General features: G+C 55.8%; 25 protein-coding genes. 6 read left to right on the top strand and 19 right to left on the bottom strand.

Translation table 11 applies throughout. The features are described from left to right. Nucleotides 1-15: 15 nt before the first annotated feature. The 6 genes from hpaI to hpaG form a co-directional block, all read right to left on the bottom strand. Complete coding sequence (hpaI, locus tag IM317_RS12550; protein ID WP_033144559.1) at nucleotides 16-813, bottom strand: 4-hydroxy-2-oxoheptanedioate aldolase; 798 nt, start codon at nucleotides 811-813, stop codon at nucleotides 16-18. A gap of 10 nt (nucleotides 814-823) precedes the next feature. Further along, nucleotides 824-1627: a 2-oxo-hept-4-ene-1,7-dioate hydratase gene (gene hpaH / locus IM317_RS12545; protein WP_024908290.1), complete on the bottom strand. Its 804-nt coding sequence runs from the start codon at nucleotides 1625-1627 to the stop codon at nucleotides 824-826. A gap of 122 nt (nucleotides 1628-1749) precedes the next feature. Further along, a complete protein-coding gene (locus IM317_RS12540; RefSeq protein ID WP_033144560.1) occupies nucleotides 1750-2130 on the bottom strand; it encodes a 5-carboxymethyl-2-hydroxymuconate Delta-isomerase in 381 nt (126 codons plus the stop codon). A 9-nt stretch (nucleotides 2131-2139) separates the two neighbouring features. Further along, on the bottom strand, nucleotides 2140-2991 hold the full coding sequence (gene hpaD / locus IM317_RS12535; protein WP_033144561.1) for a 3,4-dihydroxyphenylacetate 2,3-dioxygenase: 852 nt from the start codon (nucleotides 2989-2991) through the stop codon (nucleotides 2140-2142). A gap of 2 nt (nucleotides 2992-2993) precedes the next feature. Next, complete coding sequence (gene hpaE, locus IM317_RS12530) at nucleotides 2994-4460, bottom strand: 5-carboxymethyl-2-hydroxymuconate semialdehyde dehydrogenase (protein ID WP_033144562.1); 1467 nt, start codon at nucleotides 4458-4460, stop codon at nucleotides 2994-2996. Then, nucleotides 4457-5734, bottom strand: coding sequence for a 4-hydroxyphenylacetate degradation bifunctional isomerase/decarboxylase (gene hpaG, locus IM317_RS12525; protein ID WP_033144563.1), 1278 nt, complete (start codon nucleotides 5732-5734; stop codon nucleotides 4457-4459). The genes hpaE and hpaG overlap by 4 nt, the downstream gene beginning before the upstream one ends. A 271-nt stretch (nucleotides 5735-6005) precedes the next feature. Between hpaG and hpaR the strand changes: the two genes are divergently transcribed. Both hpaR and tsr read left to right on the top strand, forming a co-directional pair. After that, on the top strand, nucleotides 6006-6446 hold the full coding sequence (gene hpaR, locus IM317_RS12520) for a homoprotocatechuate degradation operon regulator HpaR (protein WP_023334396.1): 441 nt from the start codon (nucleotides 6006-6008) through the stop codon (nucleotides 6444-6446). An 83-nt stretch (nucleotides 6447-6529) separates the two neighbouring features. Further along, complete coding sequence (tsr, locus tag IM317_RS12515; protein ID WP_033146482.1) at nucleotides 6530-8194, top strand: methyl-accepting chemotaxis protein; 1665 nt, start codon at nucleotides 6530-6532, stop codon at nucleotides 8192-8194. A gap of 90 nt (nucleotides 8195-8284) precedes the next feature. On the opposite strand, the gene IM317_RS12510 is transcribed toward tsr, so the two are convergent. From IM317_RS12510 to IM317_RS12465, 10 genes are all read right to left on the bottom strand, one after another. Beyond that, nucleotides 8285-8800 carry a GNAT family N-acetyltransferase gene (locus IM317_RS12510; protein ID WP_033144564.1) on the bottom strand — a complete coding sequence of 172 codons (516 nt, stop codon included), beginning with the start codon at nucleotides 8798-8800 and terminating at the stop codon, nucleotides 8285-8287. After that, the gene (opgB, locus tag IM317_RS12505; RefSeq protein ID WP_033146483.1) at nucleotides 8800-11091 is read right to left on the bottom strand and encodes a phosphatidylglycerol--membrane-oligosaccharide glycerophosphotransferase; all 2292 of its coding nucleotides are present in this window, start codon (nucleotides 11089-11091) and stop codon (nucleotides 8800-8802) included. Before opgB ends, IM317_RS12510 begins: the two co-directional genes overlap by 1 nt. Before the next feature lie 270 nt (nucleotides 11092-11361). Next, a complete protein-coding gene (locus tag IM317_RS12500; RefSeq protein ID WP_072196596.1) occupies nucleotides 11362-11844 on the bottom strand; it encodes a DUF2501 domain-containing protein in 483 nt (160 codons plus the stop codon). A gap of 83 nt (nucleotides 11845-11927) precedes the next feature. Next, nucleotides 11928-12665 (bottom strand): DNA replication protein DnaC, encoded by a 738-nt coding sequence (dnaC, locus tag IM317_RS12495; protein ID WP_023334409.1) that lies wholly within the window; start codon nucleotides 12663-12665, stop codon nucleotides 11928-11930. Continuing rightward, nucleotides 12662-13207, bottom strand: a complete 546-nt coding sequence (gene dnaT, locus IM317_RS12490; RefSeq protein ID WP_033144566.1) for a primosomal protein DnaT — start codon at nucleotides 13205-13207, stop codon at nucleotides 12662-12664. The genes dnaC and dnaT overlap by 4 nt, the downstream gene beginning before the upstream one ends. 148 nt (nucleotides 13208-13355) lie before the next feature. Then, on the bottom strand, nucleotides 13356-13784 hold the full coding sequence (locus IM317_RS12485; protein ID WP_023310299.1) for an organic hydroperoxide resistance protein: 429 nt from the start codon (nucleotides 13782-13784) through the stop codon (nucleotides 13356-13358). 83 nt (nucleotides 13785-13867) lie between these two features. Then, complete coding sequence (locus IM317_RS12480) at nucleotides 13868-14320, bottom strand: MarR family winged helix-turn-helix transcriptional regulator (RefSeq protein WP_033146484.1); 453 nt, start codon at nucleotides 14318-14320, stop codon at nucleotides 13868-13870. Nucleotides 14321-14361: 41 nt separating this feature from the next. Further along, nucleotides 14362-15003, bottom strand: coding sequence for a TetR family transcriptional regulator (locus tag IM317_RS12475; protein WP_033144567.1), 642 nt, complete (start codon nucleotides 15001-15003; stop codon nucleotides 14362-14364). 67 nt (nucleotides 15004-15070) lie between these two features. Next, entirely contained in the window at nucleotides 15071-15544 is a 474-nt protein-coding gene (locus IM317_RS12470; protein ID WP_023310302.1) for a threonine/serine exporter, read from the bottom strand. Further along, nucleotides 15535-16311, bottom strand: a complete 777-nt coding sequence (locus tag IM317_RS12465; protein WP_023310303.1) for a threonine/serine exporter ThrE family protein — start codon at nucleotides 16309-16311, stop codon at nucleotides 15535-15537. The genes IM317_RS12470 and IM317_RS12465 overlap by 10 nt, the downstream gene beginning before the upstream one ends. Before the next feature lie 409 nt (nucleotides 16312-16720). Here IM317_RS12465 and IM317_RS12460 point away from each other — a divergent pair, with 409 nt between their 5' ends. Continuing rightward, nucleotides 16721-17458, top strand: a complete 738-nt coding sequence (locus IM317_RS12460) for a response regulator transcription factor (protein ID WP_033144568.1) — start codon at nucleotides 16721-16723, stop codon at nucleotides 17456-17458. Beyond that, nucleotides 17455-18090, top strand: a complete 636-nt coding sequence (bglJ, locus tag IM317_RS12455; protein ID WP_033144569.1) for a DNA-binding transcriptional activator BglJ — start codon at nucleotides 17455-17457, stop codon at nucleotides 18088-18090. The genes IM317_RS12460 and bglJ overlap by 4 nt, the downstream gene beginning before the upstream one ends. Before the next feature lie 38 nt (nucleotides 18091-18128). Here the strand turns inward: bglJ and IM317_RS12450 are convergent, their stop codons facing one another. Next, nucleotides 18129-18587 carry a YbaK/EbsC family protein gene (locus tag IM317_RS12450; RefSeq protein WP_008502085.1) on the bottom strand — a complete coding sequence of 153 codons (459 nt, stop codon included), beginning with the start codon at nucleotides 18585-18587 and terminating at the stop codon, nucleotides 18129-18131. A gap of 328 nt (nucleotides 18588-18915) precedes the next feature. On the opposite strand from IM317_RS12450, the gene IM317_RS12445 reads away from it, so the two are divergent. After that, on the top strand, nucleotides 18916-20262 hold the full coding sequence (locus IM317_RS12445; protein WP_023310306.1) for a PTS sugar transporter subunit IIC: 1347 nt from the start codon (nucleotides 18916-18918) through the stop codon (nucleotides 20260-20262). A 95-nt stretch (nucleotides 20263-20357) separates the two neighbouring features. Here IM317_RS12445 and fhuF read toward each other — a convergent pair whose 3' ends face one another. Further along, entirely contained in the window at nucleotides 20358-21146 is a 789-nt protein-coding gene (gene fhuF, locus IM317_RS12440; RefSeq protein ID WP_033144570.1) for a siderophore-iron reductase FhuF, read from the bottom strand. A 95-nt stretch (nucleotides 21147-21241) separates the two neighbouring features. Then, nucleotides 21242-22306 (bottom strand): GGDEF domain-containing protein, encoded by a 1065-nt coding sequence (locus IM317_RS12435; RefSeq protein ID WP_033144571.1) that lies wholly within the window; start codon nucleotides 22304-22306, stop codon nucleotides 21242-21244. A gap of 215 nt (nucleotides 22307-22521) precedes the next feature. On the opposite strand from IM317_RS12435, the gene IM317_RS12430 reads away from it, so the two are divergent. Further along, nucleotides 22522-22791, top strand: coding sequence for a DUF1435 domain-containing protein (locus IM317_RS12430; protein WP_032660829.1), 270 nt, complete (start codon nucleotides 22522-22524; stop codon nucleotides 22789-22791). Nucleotides 22792-22888 lie beyond the last annotated feature (97 nt).

Here is a 22888-nt window from a genome sequence, read left to right as displayed (position 1 = left end):
CTCCAGATCTTACGTTTAGTAGACGGATTTATTGTTATTAACTGACGTAACCGGTTGTTCGATAAAGCGTGCCGCCAGCGCTTCGGCGCCGCGGGCGAGCAGGGTGGTGTCGACGCCGACGGCGACAAACAGCGCGCCAAGCTCGAGGTAGCGTTTCGCCAGCGGCTCGTTCGCCATCAGGATGCCGGGCGCTTTGCCCGCGCTGAGGATCTGCGCGATAGCCTGCGCGATGGCGGCCTGCACCTCCGGGTGCTGCGGATTGCCGGCAAAGCCCATGTCGGCGCTCAGATCCGCCGGGCCGATAAACACGCCGTCGACGCCTTCCACGTCCAGGATCTGCGGCAGATTTTTTAGCGCCTCGCGGGTTTCAATCTGCACCAGCACGCACATGGCGTCGTTGGCCTGCTGCAGGTAATCCGGGATGCGGTTCCAGCGCGAGGCGCGCGCCAGGGCGCTTCCGACCCCGCGAATGCCCGCGGGCGGGTAGCGGGTGGCACGTACCGCCAGCCGCGCTTCGTCGGCGTTTTGCACCATCGGCACCAGCAGGGTTTGCGCGCCCACGTCCAGCAACTGTTTTATCTGCACCGGGTCGTTCCACGACGGGCGCACCACCGGCTGGCTGGGATAGGGCGCGATGGCCTGTAATTGGGTTAACACGGTTTGCACGCTGTTCGGCGCGTGCTCGCCGTCGATCAGCAGCCAGTCGAAGCCTGCCCCGGCCAGCAGCTCGGCGCTGTAGCTGCTGGTGAGCCCCAGCCATAAACCGATTTGCGGGCGGCCCGCCTTCAGCGCCGCTTTGAATGCGTTTTGCATGGTTGTCTCCTTACACAAAGCGGCAGCTGATGGAGCCCATGTTGCCGTAGTCGACGTGGAAGGTGTCGCCTCTGCTGGCGGGCACCGGGCGGGTAAACGAGCCGCCGAGAATAATCTGGCCGGGCTCAAGCTGCACGTCGTACGGTGCCAGCTTGTTCGCCAGCCACGCCACGCCGTTCGCCGGGTGGTTAAGCACGCCTGCGGCGACGCCGGTCTCTTCGATCACGCCGTTGCGGTAGAGCAGGGCGGAGATCCAGCGCAGATCCAGTTCGTCGGGCTTAATCGGGCGGCCGCCGAGGATCACCCCCGCGTTGGCGGCGTTATCAGAGATGGTGTCGAACACCTTGCGCGGGCGCTGGGTTTCCGGATCAACGTTGTGGCAGCGGGCGTCGATCAGCTCCAGCGCGGGGATGACGTAGTCCGTAGCGTTGTAGACGTCGAAGATGGTGCAGTTCGGTCCGCGCAGCGGCTTTGCCAGCACGAACGCCAGCTCCACTTCGATGCGCGGAACGATAAAGCGATCGACGGGAATGTCGCTGCCGTCGTGGAAGAACATGTCGTCCAGCAGCGCGCCGTAGTCCGGCTCGCTGATCTGCGAGCTGGCCTGCATCGCTTTGGAGGTCAGGCCGATCTTGTGGCCCTTCAGCACGCGGCCTTCGGCGATTTTCAGGCTGACCCATTCGCGCTGGACGGCGTAGGCGTCTTCAATCGTGATCTCCGGGTAGTCCAGCGAGATCGCGCGGATCTGCTCCCGGGATTGTTCCGCCTGATGCAGGCGATGGGCGATCAGGGTATGGGTGTGTTTGTCGAGCATGGCGATATCCTGTTTTACGTTTGTTTTCTCCCTCTCCCCGTGGGAGAGGGACGGGGTGAGGGCATCGGGCCGCAGAGGTATCCCCTCACCCTAACCCTCTCCCAAAGGGAGAGGGGACGGTATTACTTAAACAACGCGTGCACGTTGTTTTGTTTGTAATTGAGCGTCGGATGCAGCTCCTCGAGCTCGAACGACAGCGCCAGATAGCGGCTCGCCATTAGCGCCGAGAAGTGCGTTTTGATCAGCGCAAACAGCATCTCCCCCACGGCTTCCCGGCTCTCCAGGCTGCGCCCGGAGCCAATCTTCAGCGTCATATGCACAAAGGCGTAATCGTGCCTGCCGTCGGCCATCTGCCAGGTGTCCAGCCAGTGGGCGCGGCTGCGGATGCCGCCGATGGGGAAGATGCCCGTGGCGGCCAGCGCCTCGTTTACTTTGGCAAACAGCCCCGGCAGGTCGGCCTGCTCGCGGATGTTGTCGGTACATTCAGCAATAAAGTGCGGCATGGTGGCTCCTTACGCGGGCAGCGGGAAAACGGCGTTGACCTGGCCGGTGCCGGAGCTGGCGAACAGCTCGGTGAGGAACTCCACCTTGCCGTCGTATTTGTCCCAGCCGAGCATCCCCAGCAGCATCACCGTGTCGTGCATGTTGCCCTCGCCGTAGCAGTAGTCGGCGTACTCCGGCAGCATGCTGCAAAACTCCTTAAACTGGCCTTCGCGCCACAGCTTCACCACGCGTTCGTCCATCTGACGGTCAAACTCGCGGGTGTAGCTGTTCATCCCTTCCTCCGCGCGCTGGTCGTCGATAAAGCGGTGCGACAGCGAGCCGCTGGCGAGTACCGCCACGGTGCCGTCGTATTTTTCGATGGCGCTGACGATGGCCTCGCCCAGCCTGCGGCTGTCGGCAAAGTCGTGAACCGTGCAGAACGCCGAGATGGAGACCACTTTGAAGTGCTTATCCGCATTCATGTAGCGCATCGGCACCAGCGTGCCGTACTCCAGCTTGAGGCTCGGGATGTTGTGCGCTTTGGCGCGCACGCCGAGCTTCACCGCCTCGTCGGCGATCAGCTGGCCGAGTTCCGGGTTGCCGTCGTAGTCGTAGGTCATGTCGCGGATAAAGTGCGGCAGCTCGTTGCTGGTGTAGACGCCCGCAAAATGGTCCGCACAGTTGATGTGGTACGCGCTGTTCACCAGCCAGTGGGTGTCGAACACGATGATGGTGTCCACGCCCAGCTCGCGGCAGCGCTTGCCGATCTCTTTATGCCCATCGATGGCCGACTGCCGACAGCCGTGGTTTTTACCCGGCAGCTCGGAGAGGTACATCGACGGTACGTGGGTGATTTTCGCCGCTAACGCTAATTTACCCATGGTCAGATCCCCCATTTTGGAATCGGATGGTCGCCCATGGAGATGCAGACGTTCTTCATCTCCGCGAATACCTCGAAGCTGTACTCGCCGCCCTCGCGGCCGGTGCCGGAGGCCTTCACGCCGCCAAACGGCTGGCGCAGGTCGCGCACGTTCTGGGTGTTCACGAACACCATGCCCGCTTCGATGCTGCGCGCCAGGCGCAGCACCTTGCTGACGTCCTGAGTCCAGATGTACGACGCCAGGCCGTACTCCACGTCGTTGGCCAGGCGCAGGCCTTCCGCTTCGTCCTTAAACGGCAGCAGGCAGGCCACCGGGCCGAAGATTTCTTCCTGGGCCACGCGCATGCGGTTGTCGACGTCCGCCAGCACGGTTGGTCGCAGGAAGTTGCCGCCCTTCAGGTGCGCAGGCAGATCGGCTGGTTTGTCCGGGCCGCCCGCCAGCAGGGTTGCGCCTTCCTCGATGCCGAGACGGATGTAGCCGGAAACCTTCTCCCAGTGCTGCTGGCTGATCAGCGCGCCAATCTGGGTGTTCGGATCGGTCGGGTCGCCCACGCGCAGGCGGTTGGCGCGCTCGGCAAAGCGCTTCACGAATTCCGGGTAGATGCTCTGCTGGATAAAGATGCGCGAGCCCGCGGTGCAGCGCTCGCCGTTGATCGAGAAGATGGTGAACAGGGCGGCGTCCAGCGCGCGCTCGATATCGGCATCTTCAAAAATCAGCACCGGGGATTTGCCGCCCAGCTCCATGGAGTACTTCTTCAGCCCGGCGTTTTTCATGATGTTGCGCCCGGTGGCGGTGCCGCCGGTGAAGGAGACCGCGCGCACGTCGTGGTGGCGCACCAGCGCGTCGCCTGCCGTCGCGCCGTAACCCTGCACCACGTTGAGCACGCCCGCAGGAATGCCCGCCTCCAGCGCCAGCTCGCCCAGACGGTCGGCGGTCAGCGGGGAGAGTTCAGACATCTTCAGCACCGCGGTGTTTCCGAGTGCCAGGCACGGCGCGACCTTCCAGGTGGCGGTCATAAACGGCACGTTCCACGGCGACACCAGCGCGCAGACGCCCACCGGCTGCACCAGGGTGTAGTTGAGCATCTTGTCGTCGACCGGGTAGGTTTTGCCGTTCATCTGCTGGCACACCTCGGCGAAGAACTCGAAGTTGTGTGAGGCGCGCGGGATCAGCACGTTTTTGGTCTGGTGGATCGGCAGGCCGGTGTCGGCGGTTTCCATGGCGGCGATCTCGGGCACGTTCTGGTCGATCAGGTCACCCAGACGACGCATCAGGCGCGCGCGCTCCTTCATCGGCAGGTTGGCCCATTTCGGGAACGCCTCTTTGGCGGCGGCGACGGCCTGGTGAACTTCAGCTTCACCGCCGGCGGCGACTTCCGCTAATACCTCGCCGGAGGCCGGGTTGGTAGTGTGGAAGTACTCGCTTCCGGCGACGTTTTTACCGTTGATCCAGTGGTTAATCTTTTTCATTTTGCAGTCTCCTCGCTGACAATCCGGTTCACCAGGCGTCCCACGCCTTCCACTTCCACCACTACCTCATCGCCCGGCACCACGTCGGACAGCCCCTTCGGCGTGCCGGTGGCAATCATGTCGCCCGGCTGCAGGGTCATAAAATCGCTCAGGTACGCAATCAGGTACGGGATGCTAAAAATGAGATCGGCGGTGGTGCCTTCCTGCCGCAGCTCGCCGTTGACGAAGGTGCGCAGGGTGAGGTTGTGCGGATCGGGGATGGCTTCTTTTGGCACGATGTTTGGGGAAATGGGGGTCAGCCCGTCCCGGCTTTTTACCCGCAGGTTCGGGCGGTAGTAGTTTTCCAGGTAGTCGCGGATGGCGTAGTCGTTGCAGACCGTATAGCCCGCAACACAGTCCATCGCCTCGGCTTCGCTGACCTTACGCGCGGTTTTGCCGATGACCACCACCAGCTCCGCTTCGTAATGCATGTATTCAATATTGTTCGGGCGCACCGACGTCTGGCCGTCGCCGTTGAAGGTGTTCGGGGCTTTGATAAATACCAGCGGCTCGGTGGGCGGCTTGAAGTCCAGCTCGCTGGCGTGGTCGGCATAGTTCAGACCGAGGGCAAACAGCGTGGCGTGCGGCGGCGTGCTGTGCGTGAAAGCGACGTCGCGTTCATCCACCACCGGGTTTTCCAGCAGCGGAAAACCTTCCGCCAGAACGCGCACGCGATCGCCCGGGCGGATCTCCACGCGGCTTTGCGGGGTGCCGAGCAGGATCGCATCGCCGGGATTGAGGGTGGCGAACTCGCTCAGGGCGCTCAGCAGTTCGGCGGCGCTGCGCTGAAGATCGGCCGTGCTCCAGTGGTCCGCTTCGCGGCCGTTGATCTCGGTGATGATGGTCAGGTTATCCACGTTATCCACGGCGACAAGTTCGCCGAGCGGGCAAAATCCGTCCCGGCATTTGGCCTTGATGGCCGGGCGGTAGAAGCTCTCTTCCGGCAGGCTCACCTCGTTGGCGAGCGCATATCCCGCGATGTACGCCGCGGCGTCCTCCACGCGCACCTTGCTGGCGGTTTTGCCCACGACCAGCGCCACCGTCGCGCCGCTTAATACCGTTTCCCCGTGCGGGAAGGGGATCGGCTCGCCCGCGCGGATCACCGTGTTATGCGGTTTGATAAACCACACCGCTGTTTTCGGCGGCGTGTTGTAGGGAGCTTTTTCAAAGGCCTCACGCCAGGCTTCACGCTGGCTTTGATGGTTGAGGGCGACGGCAAAAACGGTACCTTTCATTCATATACTCCTCACCCCGGTGGTCCGGGTTGTGATTTCATTAATATGTTAATGATCTGGTTTTATGCTTTTGCTGTTTATTTCGCAATCAGAAGTGAAAGATTTGTGATGTGAATAACAATAAATTTACATATAGGGTTTTATTGATAATAAAATCATATGCTTAATAAAATTGATGGGTTTCTGTTAGACTTTTTGACGGAAAACGTGTTGTTTATAAAATCATCTTTTAGGGATTGTTTACTTGTTAATGATGGGAAGGGGAAAGGCTATGCATGATTCATTAACCATCGCGCTGCTGCAGGCGCGGGAAGCGGCGATGTCGTACTTCCGCCCGATCGTGAAGCGCCATAACCTGACCGAGCAGCAGTGGCGCATCGTGCGCGTGCTGGCTGAACATCCGTCGATGGATTTTCACGATCTGGCGTTTCGCACCTGCATCCTTCGCCCGAGCCTGACCGGCATCCTGACGCGTATGGAGCGCGACGGCCTGGTGCTGCGCCTAAAGCCGGTGAACGACCAGCGCAAGCTGTACGTGTCGCTGACCAAAGAGGGGAATGCGCTATATGAACACGCCCAGGCGCAGGTCGAAGAGGCGTATCAGCAGATCGAGGCGGAATACACGCCGGAGAAGATGAAACAGCTGACGGCGCTGCTGGAAGAGTTTATTGAACTCGGAAACCGGCATAACGCAGCGCGGGAAGAAGAGTAAAAACCACAAATTCCAGGATGATTTTCGTAAAGTTTTCCCTTTCCAGGCCGAAAATTCTGTATCTGTCTGAGGAAAGAGAAAACATGTTAAACCGTATCAAGATTGTCACCAGCTTAATGCTGGTTTTAGCGATATTTGGCCTTTTACAACTCACGTCCGGTGGTCTTTTCTTTAATGCCCTTAAGAATGACAAAGAGAATTTCACCGTCCTGCAAACCATTCGCCAGCAACAATCCACGCTGAACGCCAGCTGGGTAGCGTTGCTGCAAACCCGTAATACCCTGAACCGTGCGGGTATCCGCTACATGATGGATCAGAGCAATATCGGCAGCGGCGCGACCGTTAACGATTTGATGCAAATCGCGTCTACGTCTCTGAAACAGGCGGAAAAAAACTGGGCTGCCTACGAAGCCCTGCCGCGCGATCCGCGTCAAAGCGATGCGGATGCCATGGAGATCAAGCGTAACTATGATATTTACCACGGTGCGCTGGCGGAGCTGATTCAGCTGCTGGGTGCCGGCAAAATCAACGCCTTCTTCGACCAGCCGACCCAGAGCTATCAGGACGGTTTTGAGAAGCAGTATGTGAGCTACCTGCAGCAGAACGACAAGCTATATCAGACGGCGGTCGAAGACAGCAACAGCTCCTACAGCCAGGCTATCTGGGTGCTGATCAGCGTCCTGATTGCCGTGCTGGTGGTGATCGTGGCCGTCTGGCTCAACATCAAGCAGACGCTGATCTCTCCGCTGAATCGTCTGATCGACAACATTCGCCATATCGCCAGCGGCGACCTGGTGAAGCGCATTGAGGTTCAGGGCACCAACGAGATGGGTGAACTGGCCGACTCGCTGCGCCATATGCAGAGTGAGCTGGTGCGTACCGTCGGCGACGTGCGTAACGGCGCGAACGCGATCTACAGCGGCGCGAGCGAAATTGCGATGGGCAATAACGACCTCTCTTCCCGTACTGAACAGCAGGCCGCTTCCCTGGAAGAGACCGCTGCCAGCATGGAGCAGCTGACGGCAACCGTTAAGCAGAACGCCGAAAACGCCCGTCAGGCGAGCCACCTTGCGCTGAGCGCTTCTGAAACCGCGCAGAAAGGCGGCAAAGTGGTGGATAACGTGGTGCAGACCATGCGCGATATCGCGGGTAGTTCGCAGAAAATTGCCGACATTATCAGCGTGATCGACGGCATTGCCTTCCAGACCAACATTCTGGCACTGAACGCGGCGGTAGAAGCGGCGCGTGCGGGCGAGCAGGGCCGTGGTTTTGCGGTGGTGGCAGGTGAAGTGCGTAACCTGGCCCAGCGCAGCGCCCAGGCGGCTCGCGAAATCAAGAGCCTGATTGAAGACTCCGTGGGCCGCGTGGAAGTGGGCTCAACGCTGGTAGAAAGCGCCGGTGAAACCATGGGTGAGATCGTGAACGCGGTGACCCGCGTAACGGACATCATGGGTGAAATCGCCTCTGCGTCTGACGAGCAGAGCCGCGGTATCGACCAGGTGGGTCTGGCGGTCGCTGAGATGGATCGCGTGACCCAGCAGAACGCCTCGCTGGTAGAGGAATCTGCCGCAGCGGCGGCCGCACTGGAAGAGCAGGCGAGCCGTCTGACTCAGGCCGTGGCGGTATTCCGCATTCAGCAGGAGCAGATGAAAGCGCGCGAATTCGCTGCGGCTAAAGCGGTTTCCACGCCGGTGATGGCGCGTAAAACCGCGACGGCCGATTCAGGCGATAACTGGGAAACGTTCTAACCCTGTGCGTTGTGCCGGGTGGCGGCTACGCCTTAGCCGGCCTACGGAAGGTTGTTGCAGGCCCGGTAAGCGCAGCGCCACCGGGCGATATCAAAGCGGCAGACGCATGGCACAGCGGGAGTTATACGCTAAGCCGTGCGCTGCTTCTTCTTCACGTTTTTCACGCAGTTCAGGCGTGAGTTCAGCTACGTATTCAAACCCCAGCTTTGCATAGAACGGCGCGTTCCACGGTACGTCCCTGAACGTCGTCAACGTCAGCGACGCCAGCCCCAGCGTGCGGGCATGGTCTGCCACGCAGGCGATAAGCTGCCTGCCGATCCCTTTTCCCTGCCAGTCCAGATCAACCGAGAGTTCGACAATAAACAGTGATGAAGGGTGGGCCTCGGCGAGGATAAACCCGACGGGCTGGCCGTTCGCCAGCGCCAGCCAGCTTAGCCCACGTTCGGCATATTCAAGGTGCTGCTCAGCGGAAATAACCTCACCGTCGGCAAGCCAGGCGAGATCCGGGCTTTCACGAAAGCGCTCGCCCGCCGCGCGTTCAATGGCGGGAAGGGAGGCAACGTCGCCGGGACGCGTGGGGCGGACGGTGAGGTTAAGGTCGACCATTAGCCTGCGCGACTCACAATTTTAATTTCGACCATGCCAATGCCGAGCTCGCGCGGTGAATGGCCGAGAATATTCCCTTCATTGGTGGACTGCGGATCCGGCGGCACGATCACCAGGGTATTGCTGCGCGATGGGTTCTCAAAATGCAGCGTGTGCGTGCTCACGTCGTTCCCGAGCGTCAGCATCTGCTCCTGGCTGCCCACGCGAACCGGTACGGGCTTGTTAGCGTTGGGGCCATACGCTCTGGCGGTGATCACCAGGTCGAATTGTTCCGGCAGGGGATGGGCGTACTCAATTTTCACCTCATTGCCCAGCTGCGCGTTGGACCAGCGCCCCCAGGACTCCGGACGCGAGATGCCGCTAAACTGCTTCACTTCCTCGGGCGCGCCGGCCACGTTAAAGATAAAGCTGTCCGCTTTGTAGCGAATGTCGTTATCGCTGATTTTCAGCATGTCGACGTTACGCTGATAGCGCGCGGTATCAATCACCGTATCGTTAAACGCGGTTTTGCCTTTCCACTGGGCTTTATCCACGTGCTGTACGGTTTGCTCCCCGCCGAGCTGACCCTGAGAGACGCACCAGTCGGTAGAAAGCGCCAGCGGCTGCGACCAGAGCTGGCCCATCTTGTAACATCTGTCGACCCAGACGAAATTATCGCGTGGGGCAAAATCTGCCAGCTGATAGCGCAGCGGCGCGGAATATTCGCTTTCCGGCAGCGGCTCGACGCGCCCCGCCGACACGCGCACCAGCAGCGGTAGACGGAAGCTGCTGCCCGAGAAGGCAATCGTGTTTTTATCCCGATCGACGGTGAAGTCCTTCATCTCTTTCGGGAAGTTCCACAGGCGGATAATGTCTGGCTTCCAGGCGAGGATTTTATCCTTCATGTTGAGGAACACTTCCGACAGGGATTGCCCCGACAGCGTGCTGCGGCCCAGGCCAATAAAGTTGTCGCCGCCCAGAATGTCCAGCACGGTTGCGCCGTTATCCATGGAGTTGCGTTTGGTGGCGATGACCTCCTGCTGCGGCTGGTCGCCGCGCAGGACGAAGAACAGGTTGCTGCGATCCTGCTTGTTGAGCCGATCCCATGCGCTGTTTTTCATCGCCAGATGGTCAGACGAAACGACGATGACCGTGTTTTTAAACCAGGGCGAGGCTTTGATTTTCTCGACCAGCGCGGCAATGTGCTCCTGGCTGCAGGTCACGGCGCTGAAAGACGTGTTGTTTTTGCCATCCACGTCATAGCTTTTGCGTTTGCAGCTGCGCGAGACGAACCCGTCCGGATGGTGGGTGTCCACCGTCAGCGCAAAGAGGGAGAAACGCTTGCCCGCGCGGGAAAGCTCCTCGAATTTCTTCCAGGTTTCGTTGAGTACCGTATCGTCATAGAAGCCCCAGTCGTTACGGTAGCTCGGATCGGCAACCGTCGTTTTTAACTCTTCTGAGCCATACAGGTGGTCAAAACCGTGGGATTTCAGGAACACGTCTTTTCCGGCAAAGCGCAGGTTTGCCCCCTGCACAAAATAGTTTTCGTAGCCGGAGTTTTTCAGGATATCGCCGAGGCAAATATTCTGGGGGAAGAACGTCGACATCGAGGCTGAGGCGTTACCTTCAAAAGGCGCGAACAGCGGGATACCGCACTGGGAGGCAACCATTCCGGCAATCGTATAGTCCGTACCCGGCAGCTGCATGGTGTGGCTGAAGTCGAGCCCTTCGTTTTTCAGCGCGCCCAGGTCTGGCGTCAGGTTCGGGAAGGCATCGTTATCAAAGTACGTGCGTTCCAGGCTTTCACCGTAGATGTAGACCAGGTTGAGCTTCGGGCTGGCGATCGTTTTGGACGGTTCTTTGTAGTAAGCCGCGAAATCCGGATCGCCGTCGCGCGACTGGGATTTCACCAGCTCGGTGATCTGATGGAACGCCGGGCTGGCGTCGACGGAGGCCAGCGCCAGGAATAACGCCAGCAGGCTGTAGCCATGATGGTGCGGAAGATGGCGACGTCGACGCAGCACCCAGGCCAGCGCGCCAAAAATCGTCACCAGCGCGACGATAAGGCCGAGCCCCGGAAGAATGTACTTGCCCACACCCGCGCCCGTCAGGCTGTTCGTTAGCGTGTAGAGCACCGCATCGTTAATACCGTCACCGGTAAAGTAGTCGCTGGCGTATAAGGTAATGTTTAAAATAATAAAAATGCCGAGTACCACCAGCGTGGCGATAAACCACCAGGTGTGACGGCCGGCTTTCCAGGCGTAAACGCCGACAGAAGCCAGAAAAAGGATAAGAGACATGAATTCTGACAACAGCATATCCTCATGACGCCAGGTGCTTCGCTGGCTAACTGTTTATTTTTTGGGTCATACAATGTAATTGCGATGTCGTTAAGCTGCAATTTTAGTGTCACGAAAGTGTGCTGTTGTTAGGATTTGGTTTAGAAAATCGTTTTTATGAAGAAGGTCGCATCCTGACAAACGGACGCTGAGACGGTGGCAGGTGGGAAAAACGTTCGTTTAGCGCCGCGTTGCAAGACTATCGCATTAAACGCGGCGTGTTGTGGCAGAAAAAGGGGTGGATCAGGAGATGAAATTAACGCCTTGTTTCAGCACCAGATCGCAGGCTTTGGTTTTCACCTGTTTTGCCAGAGAAGAGTTGCCGAGGGTGCTCAGGTTAAGCTGCTGCCCGTTTTGCGCGTTAAGCAGGCCCTGAATGCCGTCCATATAGTTGGTGTCCGCTTTTTGCTCCTGGGTATCCAGACCCAGTTTACCCAGCACCTGGTTTTTCACGTTTTTCGCGTCGGTCACTGAGGCCAGCTTTTGCTTCGCGCAATATTCCAGAATCCCCGCCGCGTTGTTCATCGTGCCCGCGCTAAGGCTCTGAGAGCTGTTGCCCAGCAGGCTGGTGAGGGAAGAGGCGGAGAGTCCACCCTGAGAGCTGCTGCTCTCTTTGGTCAGCTCATTTGCCGCGCTTGACAGGGACTCCTGCCAGGACGCCGCTTGCGCTGCGCCGGTCACCAGCAGCGCGCCTAAAAAGGTGCTGATTAGAATCTGTTTTTTCATCATGGCTCTCTCAAAAAGGTCCGTTTTGGGCCGAAGGGGTTCCAGTATATACCTGTGCCCAGGTGGCGATTCCTGGAACTGTCTTAATACTCTTTGCCGGTAACGCGGCTGCGGTAACTTTCCCAGTCGAAGATGACATAGAGACTGTTACCCAGCTTCATGCGGTCCATGACGCGTTCACCCAGCAGGCGGGTCATCTCGTCGATATTGTGGTTCGTCAGCATGCCGGTGGGGCGTTTGGACGAGGAGCGGCGGTCGACAATCTGGTTGATGATCACTTTTTCATAGCGGGATTCTGTCTGAACGCCAATCTCGTCGATGACCAGTAAATCGACATTGCTCAGATCGTTGAGCAATTGCTCTTCGCTGGTTTCGCGGTTGCTGAAGGTGTCTTTCATCGCGGACATGATATCGGCCACGGTGATGATAAGAACCGATTTACCCCGCAGAAGCAGCTCGTTGCAGATGGCGGCTGCAAGGTGGTTTTTTCCGGTACCCGGCTTGCCGCTAAAGATGAAGCTGGCGATATTGCCGTCGAATTCATCCACGTACTGACGGGCGGCGGCAAGGGCGTTCATTTGTCCGTTGGTTTCGACTTTATAGTTATCGAACGAGCAGTTCTGGTGCAGGGGACGGATACCGGAGCGGTTAAAGGTGCGCTGCATTTTCATCGCCCGGTTTTCCCTGGCGAGCGCGGCGGCGCGGATCTCACCTTGCTCTTTTTGCCACGCCAGCAGCTCTTCGCCCGTGGTGAACGCGGGCTTCACGTTGGCAGGCATCATTTTTTGCAGACGTTTCATCAGGTCGCCGACGTTCTTCATTTCGCACCTCGGAATCCGCTGGGGATCTGTTTATCCGGTTCGGAAAACGCGTTGATATCGCGTTTGGGCTGGCCGTTGTTGCCGGCGCGGGTAATTTGAAGATGACGCGCGAGCTTTTGCTGCCATTGAATATGGGTGAAGACTTTACCTTCCGCCTGCCACCAGGCGGTAAACGCGGCGAGCTCTTCCGCGGTGGCCGGCTGGGTTAGCGCAATGCCCCACAGCGCGGCCTGCCGCTGAAAATCCGCATCCGGCTGCCAGCCCGCGTACAGGGCAAATTTTCCCATCGGAACGGTCACGGGGGCGTTGACCGGCTCATCAAAGAACTGGTTGTCCAGCGTGATATCGCTCGCCGGGCGTGACAGTTGCGCTTCAATCTCCAGAAGCTGTGCCAGGCGTTCCGGCGTGATTGCGTAGAACGCCGGCGCGTTGTCGGCAAAAACCGCAACCGTGCCGCCTTCGGCATGGGTCAACACACCGCGTGGGTCGCGCATAAAGGCATCAATGCCAGCAATGCTGGTGGTCAGAATTCTGGAGGACATAACGCTTACTCTACTGATTACTACGGGCGTGATATGGGCTTATGGTAGCACAGAGAGAGGAAAGGGAAGGAGGGGATTTCCCCGGTGGCGCTGCGCTTACCGGGGCTACGGTCGTAGACCTGAAAAGCACAGCGCCATCAGGTATTTATCACGCGATGATATTCAGGGTCACGTCGATGTTGCCGCGGGTCGCGTTAGAGTACGGGCAAACAATGTGCGCCGCATCGACCAGCTTTTTGGCTTCCGCGGGATCCATACCCTCAACGTGGATGTTCAGTTTTGCCTCGATACCAAAACCGGTAGGCAGCGGTCCAATACCCACTTCGCCTTCAATAAAGGCATCTTTTGGCAGGGTGAATTTGTCGCGTGCGGCCACGAACTTCATCGCGCCCAGGAAGCAGGCAGAGTAGCCCGCAGCAAATAGCTGCTCAGGGTTCGTCACTTCTCCGCCCATGCCGCCCATCTCTTTTGGCACGCCCAGTTTTACGTCCAGTACGCCATCGGAAGAGGTCGCGCGGCCGTCACGGCCACCGGTTGCTTTTGCTTTGGCGGTATACACTACTTTTTCTAAAGACATGGCAGGTTCCTCATCTTGCTTTAATGTGTGCTATTAAATAGCGTGCGATATATATGGGTAATAATCACGCGTAAAGTATAGCTTTACGCGCGGTGTAGCTGTTGTCGCAAAAGTTCGAGCTGCTGTTTGAGCGCCAGCAAAGTGTCGGTATCACACTGCGCTGCGCAACCCACCGCATGGGGAATACCCAATGCCTGCTGCTGCAGTTCACGTCCCGCTTCACTCAGGGTGACGGCGACCTGACGTTCGTCTTTGCGCGAACGGTGGCGGTTGATTAACCCACCGCTTTCCAGCCGTTTTAACAGCGGCGTCAGGGTTGCAGAGTCCAGAAACAGGCGTTCGCCGATGTCCGACACCGTGACGTCATCCTGCTCCCACAGCACCAGCATCACCAGATATTGCGGGTAAGTCAGGTTCAGCGGTGCCAGCAGTTGCCGGTATAGCTTATTAAGCGCCAGATTTGCCGAATAGAGAGCAAAGCAGAGCTGGTTATCCAGCTTGAGCGCAGCGGTTGCGTCGTTCGTTTTCGCGTTCATAAGATGAATATAGATAGTGTGCGATTTAATTGCAAGCAATTTTATGGGCAGGTGTAGCGGAGCGCCACCTGAACGGCCATTTTGCGGTAGTGCTGGCGCTGAGCCTGTTCGTCCGCCCCGTCTTCAAACAGGAGCGTGAAGGTGTAGCTGTTGGCAACGTAGTGAAAGCTGAAGCTGCTTATCAGGCGGTGAAGATCGCGGGCGTCAACCGTCTGGCTGAAGAGCTGCTTTTCTTTGCCCCGGAGCAGGATGCCCTCCAGCAGGTCTAGCGCGCTACGGTTAACCTGGCGAAGATAGCTCGACTGCTGCATAAAGCGGCCCCGCTGCATGTTTTCCATGCAGATAATCCGGATGTAGTCCGGGTGGTCGGCATGATAGTCAAAGGTGGCTTCAACCAGGTTGACCAGCGCTTCGACGGGGGGCATTCCCGCCAGGCTTAGCGCTTTTTCACTGGCGCGAATCTGGGTGTAAACATGTTCCAGAACCAGGAGATAGAGATTCTCTTTATTCTTAAAATGATAAACCACCATGCGTTTGGTGGTACCCGCTTTCTCCGCGATCTGCTCCATGCGGGCACCGTTCAATCCATACTCGGCAAAAAGCGCGATGGCGCTCTGAAAAATTTTCTCTTTCAGGCTGGATTCTTCGCTGTGCTCGGGGTGTTCGCTGCCAGGGTTAGCCACATCCTTTCCTTATTTTCACCAAACGGACCAGAAAGATTATCTCCATGGCAGCGAAATAACACAAATATCAAACGCGTGGGCGTTTGCGGTACAGCCACAGCCCGGGGATCGACAGCCCGATAGAGAGCGCGCCGACGATGGACGACGCCTTAAGAAAGTTGCTCAGGAGAAGGATCATCTGAGGCTCGGTGTAGCCAAAGTGGCTGATTTTCACCGCGGAAATCATCGCCGTATAGGCAGATATGCCGGGGAACATTGGGATCACGGCGGCGACGGTGAACACCTTGGGATGCGCCAGATACCAGCGCGACCACTGAATGCCGATACTGCCAACCAGCATGGAGGCCATAAATGTCGACCATTCGATGTTAAATCCTGCGGTCATCATCACCATTCGCGAGCCATGGCCAATCGCGCCCAGCAGCGCACACCATCGCAGAGCGCGTTGCGGAACGTTAAACACCATCGCAAAGCCGACGGCAGGAATGGCGGCCAGAAGCATGTCCTGTGCCAGCGCCAGCAGAAAATCTATCACGCCCATCCGCGTAACCCCCAGAGTGTCATGGCCATCACAACGCCGATGCAGGTCGCCAGCGTCAGCAGGCTGGCAATAGCCCAGCGTGCCAGACCGGTATTGATGTGTCCTTTAAACATGTCGGCAACGGCGTTGATCAACGGAAAGCCCGGAACAAGCAGAAGCACGCTGGCGGCCATGGCAATCGTCGGGGTAGTGGCAAACTGCGGCAGGCGCAGCAGCAGGCCGGAAACCGTGGTGGCGACAAACGCGGTAATGCAGAAGTTAATTTGCGGATGCAGCTGCCGGTGCGTCAGCAGCTGGCGAACATACATGGCGATACTGCTGGCGAAAAAGGTGACGATCGCGCCGTCCCAGCCGCCTTTATTGAGCTTACAAAAGCAGGCGCAAGACAGCCCTACCATCACCACGACAAGCCAGCGCGGATAACGCAATGGCTTAATTTGGCTGAACCGTTTTTCAATCTCCCGAAGATCGAGAAGCTTATGTTCAGCAAGGATGACGATGTGCTGCACTTCGGTCACGACATGCATGTTAATGCCGCGATCATGGTTTTTGCGGGTGGAGGTCAGGCACTGGCCGTCTTTGATCGTGGTCAGCACGATGGCATTAGATGAAATAGCGCTTTCAACGCTATCCATACCCAGCGCCAGTCCCAGCCGGGTGGAAAGCTCCTCAACCAGCGCGCTTTCCGCGCCGTGCTGGAGCAGAAAAAGACCGCACTGAATACATAGCCGCGTGATAGCACGCTGCGTTGACCGATCTGCCTGCATGTATTGTCCTGAAGAAGGTGGAAAGTTGCCGGTTGGCCCATAGCGATTACTTTTAGCACAAAGTGCAGTGCCTCTTGCTGTGGGCCAGATCAAGGTTTATGCAAACAGTTGCAGCCCCTAAGTGCGGGAGGGGTTGGGATTAATTCATCATTCTGGTGAATTATAATTATTGAAAGATAAGTTATATATATTTAGTTATTCTAATTTTATATTGTAGTTATTTTAATGACACTGCAATTAAATTTAATTTCGCTTTGTGAGATATTACTGCTGTTTAGGTATTTCTTAAACTAAGAATACATCTCATCTTCTGCTTGTATTAACCTGCTTTACACTCAGGGACGAAAATACTCATACGTTGATGCATTTTAACGTTACTCATCACATGAAGAATGGACATGGAGGGTCTATGTTGTCTTTGCACGGTAAGCATAGCGTTATCATTAGCCGGATACCGGTCATGCAAAACGGGTTGGGGGGCGTAATGACTCGCCATTTCCCCGATTTTGAATTGACCTATTGCAGCTCATTGCAGGAGTTAACACTGCTCCAGCTACGCCGCGCTGACGTCATCATTGCTGATATTACAGGCGAATACTGGAATCCTCGGGGCGCGCTCGAAGAGTATTTCAATTTATTGAATCAATACCGGAACATTCACTGGATCTTTTTAGTTTCGCGGCCGCTTAACCCTATTGCCGTTGAGCTACTTGTGCGCCCGGAAAGTACGTTGCTTTCTGATATGGAACCCATTGAAGGCCTGGTTAACGCTATTCGGGCAGGTAGTGAACGCGCAGAGCGGGTAAGCCAGACGTTGTTAGCCCCTGAACCTCAAAGTACGGGGGACGAAGACGAAAACGTTATTGCCCTTACGCACTCCGAACGCAAAGTTTTGCGACTGTTAGGTAAAGGATGGGGGATTAACCAAATCGCCTCATTGCTTAAGAAAAGCAATAAAACCGTCAGTGCGCAGAAAAACAGTGCGATGCGACGGCTGTCTTTACGCAGTAATGCCGATATGTACGCCTGGATAAACAGTACACAGGGAATGCGAGAGCTGAGTTTGATGTCAGCCTATGGAGAGTTCGAGGAATGGAAAAAACCGATTCAACAAGACATATCGCCATCGTCGAAAATTGCACGATGAGTGCTGTTGGGCTGCAGCATCTTTTTGCGATGCCCGGCCTGAATCATTATCAACTGCATCTGTTTAGTGAATTTGACAGCTTTCAGAAAGCACTTCAGCACGTCAATTTTTTCTCGCTGATCTATTCATATTCCGATGCACGAGACGACCGTCGTAGCTGCCTGGCGCACCTGCGGGATTTTGCCTTTACGCATGGCCACATCCAGCGCATTATCCTGGTCGCTGATGAGATGGAAGCAAGATTGATTAGCCATCTTTCCCCGTCACGCCTTCACGGTGTGGTCAGTAAATCGCTGAAGCTTGAGCTCCTGCAGAAGGAACTCATGGTGTTGCTGAGCGAAACCCTGCGCATCAATGACAATATGATGAATCACTGGTACCAGAGTCAAAGCAGAATGTTAAGCCCAACGGAACGGGCAATATTGCGTTATATGTCTTGCGGCTATTCCATTCCTCAAATCGCGGCACAGCTTGAACGCAATATTAAGACCATCCGGGCGCATAAGTTTAATGCGATGGTCAAGCTGGGGGTGAACTCTGACGTAGGGCTGCTCGATGCGGCGGATATTATTACCCACCTTTCGGCAAGAGAACCGCGAAGTTCGATACTCAGCAAGCCGACTTTTTTATAACCTGTCTGTTGCGCGCCAGACAGGCTCTGGCGCATCAATCAGATGCAAACATCAACCCATTTTGCGGAAGTCAGCTCTGCCATTCTGTCAGGTGAAATACGCACGGCACTGTGAATTGCGCCTGCTGCGGGCAGAACTTCGGCGTACTGCTTTAATGAGATATCGCAGTAAACCGCGAGCGGGTTTTCAAGGCCGAACGGGCACACGCCGCCAACGGGGTGACCTGTGATGGTCACCACTTCATCACTGCTGAGCATGCGCGCTTTTGCACCAAACGTATCTTTCAGCTTTTTGTTATCCAGGCGCGCATCGCCTTTCGCCACCACCAGTATCACCTCATTTTTCACCTTTAATGACAAGGTCTTGGCGATTTGCCCCGGTTCAACACGATGGGCGGCAGCAGCCAACGCAACGGTAGCGGTACTCTGACTAAGTTCAATGACGTCTATATCCGGCGCGTTGTCGGCAAAAAACTGCTGTACAGACTGCAAACTCATTGTTTCCTCCTGACAAATATCCTGCGTAATCTGTCATAAGAATTTATGCTCTGTAAATATCTCTTCAGTAACAAATATCCCGAACGGCTGATTTCTGGATCCTCTTCACAATCACGGAAACCGGTTACAGTAACCGGTTGCAGAGCGTGATGCGTCGATTAATACTGAGTACGTAACGTCCCCTGTATCCAATAATAAGAGCAAATTATGAAACCATTTCGTCTGAGCAGTACCACTGGTCCACAAGCCAGCAAGGTTGTGAAGGTGATTTATGGAACAACGTGCGGCGCAAATGTGCCCGTAACAAACGTCTGACAGGAGATCTGCCATGTCTGCCAACCATGCTGCGTTTAACCTGATATTCCGTTTTGTTGAAAATTACGTGAGCCCGATTGCCGGGCGGATCTCTTCCCAGCGTCATGTCATGGCTATCCGTGATGGGTTTATCTCTGCGATGCCATTTATGATTGTGGGTTCGTTTCTGTTAGTGTTCGCATACCCGCCGTTTTCGCCGGATACCACCTGGGGTTTCGCCCGAGCCTGGCTGGATATGGCGAAGCAGTTTGAAGGCCAAATCCTGACGCCGTTTGATATGACGATGGGCATTATGTCCATTTATATCTGTGCGGCCATCGCCTATAACCTTGGCAAACATTATGTCAAATCACACCAGTTAGACCCGTTTATGTGCGCCATGCTGTCGCTGATGGCGTTTCTGCTGGTCGCGGCACCGAAAACCAAAGGCACGCTGCCTGTCGATAGCCTGGGTGGGACGGGCATTTTTACCGCGATTCTGGTGGCGATCTACTGCGTTGAGATGATGCGTTTTCTCAAGGCGCATAACATCGGTATTCGCCTGCCAGACCAGGTTCCTCCGATGATCAAAAACTCGTTTGATCTGCTGATTCCGGTACTGGTAGTGGTGTTGACGCTTTATCCTTTGAGCCTGCTCATTCAGTCTCAGTTCGGCATGCTGATCCCGCAGGCCATTATGTCGGTCTTTAAACCTCTGGTTTCCGCAGCGGATTCCCTGCCTGCGATCCTGCTGGCCGTGTTGATTGGTCATCTGCTGTGGTTCGCCGGGATCCACGGAGCCGCCATCGTCTCCGGGATGCTGCAGATGTTCTGGCTGACTAACCTGGGTGCGAACCAGACCGCGCTGGCCGCCAGTCAGCCTCTGCCGCATATTTTTATGGAGGCGTTCTGGACGTTCTTTATCGTGATTGGCGGGTCGGGCGCCACGATGGGGCTGGTCATTTGCTATCTGCGTAGCCGTTCAGCGCATTTACGCTCTATCGGGCGTTTGAGCGTGGTACCCAGCTTCTTCAACATCAATGAACCCGTTATCTTCGGTACGCCAATCGTGATGAACCCGGTGTTCTTTATTCCGTTCCTGCTGGCACCGATGGTAAATGCCGTGCTAGCCTGGGCGGCGATGACGTTTGACCTGATTGGCCGCGTCATCTCAGTGGTTCCCTGGACGGCACCGGCGCCAATAGGCGCAGCGTGGGCTCTGGGCTGGGATTTCCGCGCGGCTATTCTGGTTGTGGTTCTGGCCTGCGTATCGGCAATCATCTACTTCCCGTTCTTCAAAGTGTACGAGAAACAGCTGCTGGAGCAGGAAGCGGAAGAAGCACAGCGTAACGCGGAAGAGGACAATCAGCAGGTGGCTTAGGTTAAAGCAAAACGGCAACTCAGGTTGCCGTTTTTAGTGTTTGTTCCCTCTCCCTGAGGGAGAGGGGCAGGATGAGGGCATCAGGCCATGGCCGATTATTTCAGCGTGCAGTCCCCGCACTGCTTAACGTCCGGCAGGCGATAGCGCTGGCAGCAGGTGCGGCGAACCAGAAGTCCATCACGGAGCACGACGGTACGGAATAACGGGTTGTCACGGCCATCGGAAAGCTGTTTTGCAAAGAAACAGGACTGACGCAGGGCATCAACGTTCTCATCACCAAGCAGAGGCTTCATTTCCGTTAAATACCAGTGGATTAAATAGCCCGTATTGCTCCAGATAAGCTTCGCGTTAATCTCTCCCGTCGCTTCAAGCGCGTCCACGACCGGGATCAGGGCCTGGGTGATAAGCTGCTCCATGCGTTCCTGAGCCGTCAGGCGTTCCGCGTTCTGGTCTTCGTGCAGATCAATCCAGAAACAGGCTGCGCGCCCGGTTTCGTGAAACTCGACGTGGAAATTATCCGGCGAGAGTTCCAGCATGCTCTTCTGGGTTAACAGCGCCAGCATGAGGGGAGGCACCATCAGCCCGATATACCACTGCGCCCAGAGAGAGAGCAGTGGTTTATTTTCCCGCGTAAGAGTGGGCTGATTGCGATAGATATGGTCGGAATAGGTGGCCAGCAGCGACTGCAGTTTTGTCGGTTGACGCCACTCTGAGAGCGTCATGGCGTGGTTCGGGTGCGCTTCATCAAGGCGGATAAAATCCAGCAGGTGGGCGCGCGTCTCCGCAATCTTATCCCGTATGGCATCCGCAAGCGAAGCATTCCCGCTGGTGAGGGGCGCTCGCCAGAGGAGGGGTTCGACGATGTGTGCGGTATGCGTAGCCATAGTATAGATAGAAATCTAAATGATAATGATTGCCAATCCTAACTATTGCTCATATCAATGGCAAGACTTTTGTCTTTAAGACACCGCCGTGATGTTTATGCCGTCTGCAGCTCTTCACTTAACAGAATGTTATTGCGCCCCATATGCTTTGCTTCGTAGAGGGCTTTGTCCGCTTTTTCCAGCGCGCCTTCCACGTCTTCATCCTCGAAAATGGCAATACCAATGCTGATGGTGACGTTTGTCGCGACACTCTCGTTAAACAGATGCGGGATTTTCAAATCGTAGACTTTCTGACGGATCCGCTCGGCCGTCTGGCGAGCATGTTCGAGTGAAATATTGGTCAGCAGCACCATGAACTCTTCTCCGCCAAAACGCGCCACAATATCGCGAGAACGCACGGCGTCGCGGATTGCCGCAGAGACGCGCTTCAGCGCCTGATCGCCCATCATATGGCCATAGTGATCGTTATAGGCTTTGAAGTGATCGATATCCATCAGCAGGACAAAGTGCTCGCCATTTTCTACCGTCGGCAGGTTCTCCAGACGGCTTTGCAGACCGCGACGATTATAGAGCCCGGTAAGCGGGTCCATCATGCTGAGATCGGTAAGGGTTTCTCGCTCTTCCAACAGGCGCGAGAGCAATTCCTGAGCGAAACGGTCGTTACGCGTTTGCAAAATGTTATGAATAGCAATTGCCACCACAGGAAGTGCGAAAGAATAGGTCATTCTCAGCCATATATCGTGATCGCTTAGCCACAGGCAGACAATAAAGGTAGGCAATGAGTGCAGCGTAAATGCTTTGATATTACTCGCGAATGCCAGCGTTCCGATAAAAAGTACCGTTAATAGAGCGATTAACAAATACGTCGCGTGGTCGTGGGTAATTAAGGCGAATTTAGACTCAATTTGCCAGGCCCACAAAATACCGAAGATACCTGAAACAACGGGAATATTTATCTTCCGCGCGCGCTTTCTCCAGTGCCAGACGAACAGGCCGGTGCTGATGGAGAAAATAGCAATAAGTGGGGCAGATAACAGGCGTACAGAATTGAGCGGATTTGTTACCGAGAACACTGCCGAGGTTGCGTTCAGAAATAAAAATAAACGTAACGACAATTTATATTTTCTGTGAACCAAAGACCGCCAGGATTGTGATGTCATAGTCGTGCGTTTTTATTAAAATTTAATTAAAACAAATAAGTAGGTGCTGTTTCGCAATAAAACATGCAAAAAACTCAAAGAGTAATTATCAGAAAATCTTTAGATGTTGTTAACAGGTGTGCAATTTATCACCTTAGGCAATTCCTGTCATTACGGGAAAGGTAAAGGTCGATGGATTTTGATTCATTCAGCTGACAAATGATAATCTGTGTCATATGATATTGGTTATCATTATCGTTGTGAGAGGGCAGATCATGTTGAACAGGGCGCTTGGCAGTGGTTGGGGGGTATTGCTACCGGGAGCCATTCTCGGCGGGTTGATGTTTGCCGATCTCTCCCTTGATACCTGGAAAGCGATCATTGTGTCAGGACTGTTAGTCACGTCAGGCATGATCTGGCATAAGCAGCTTCGCCACTTTGTTTTACTGCCATCATGCGTAGCACTGGTCAGTGGAATTCTGGTGATACTGATGAGTTTGAAATAACAGGGAAAAACAAGGGGAACTTCAGAAGGGATGTAAGATAATTGGTGCGAGGGGGGGGACTCGAACCCCCACATCCTAAGGACACTAACACCTGAAG

This window comes from Enterobacter cloacae complex sp. S3, assembly GCF_014930495.1.
Classification (GTDB): domain Bacteria; phylum Pseudomonadota; class Gammaproteobacteria; order Enterobacterales; family Enterobacteriaceae; genus Enterobacter; species Enterobacter asburiae_B.
The sequence above is the reverse complement of the archived record's forward strand: the minus strand, read 5'-3'. Positions and strand labels throughout refer to the sequence as shown.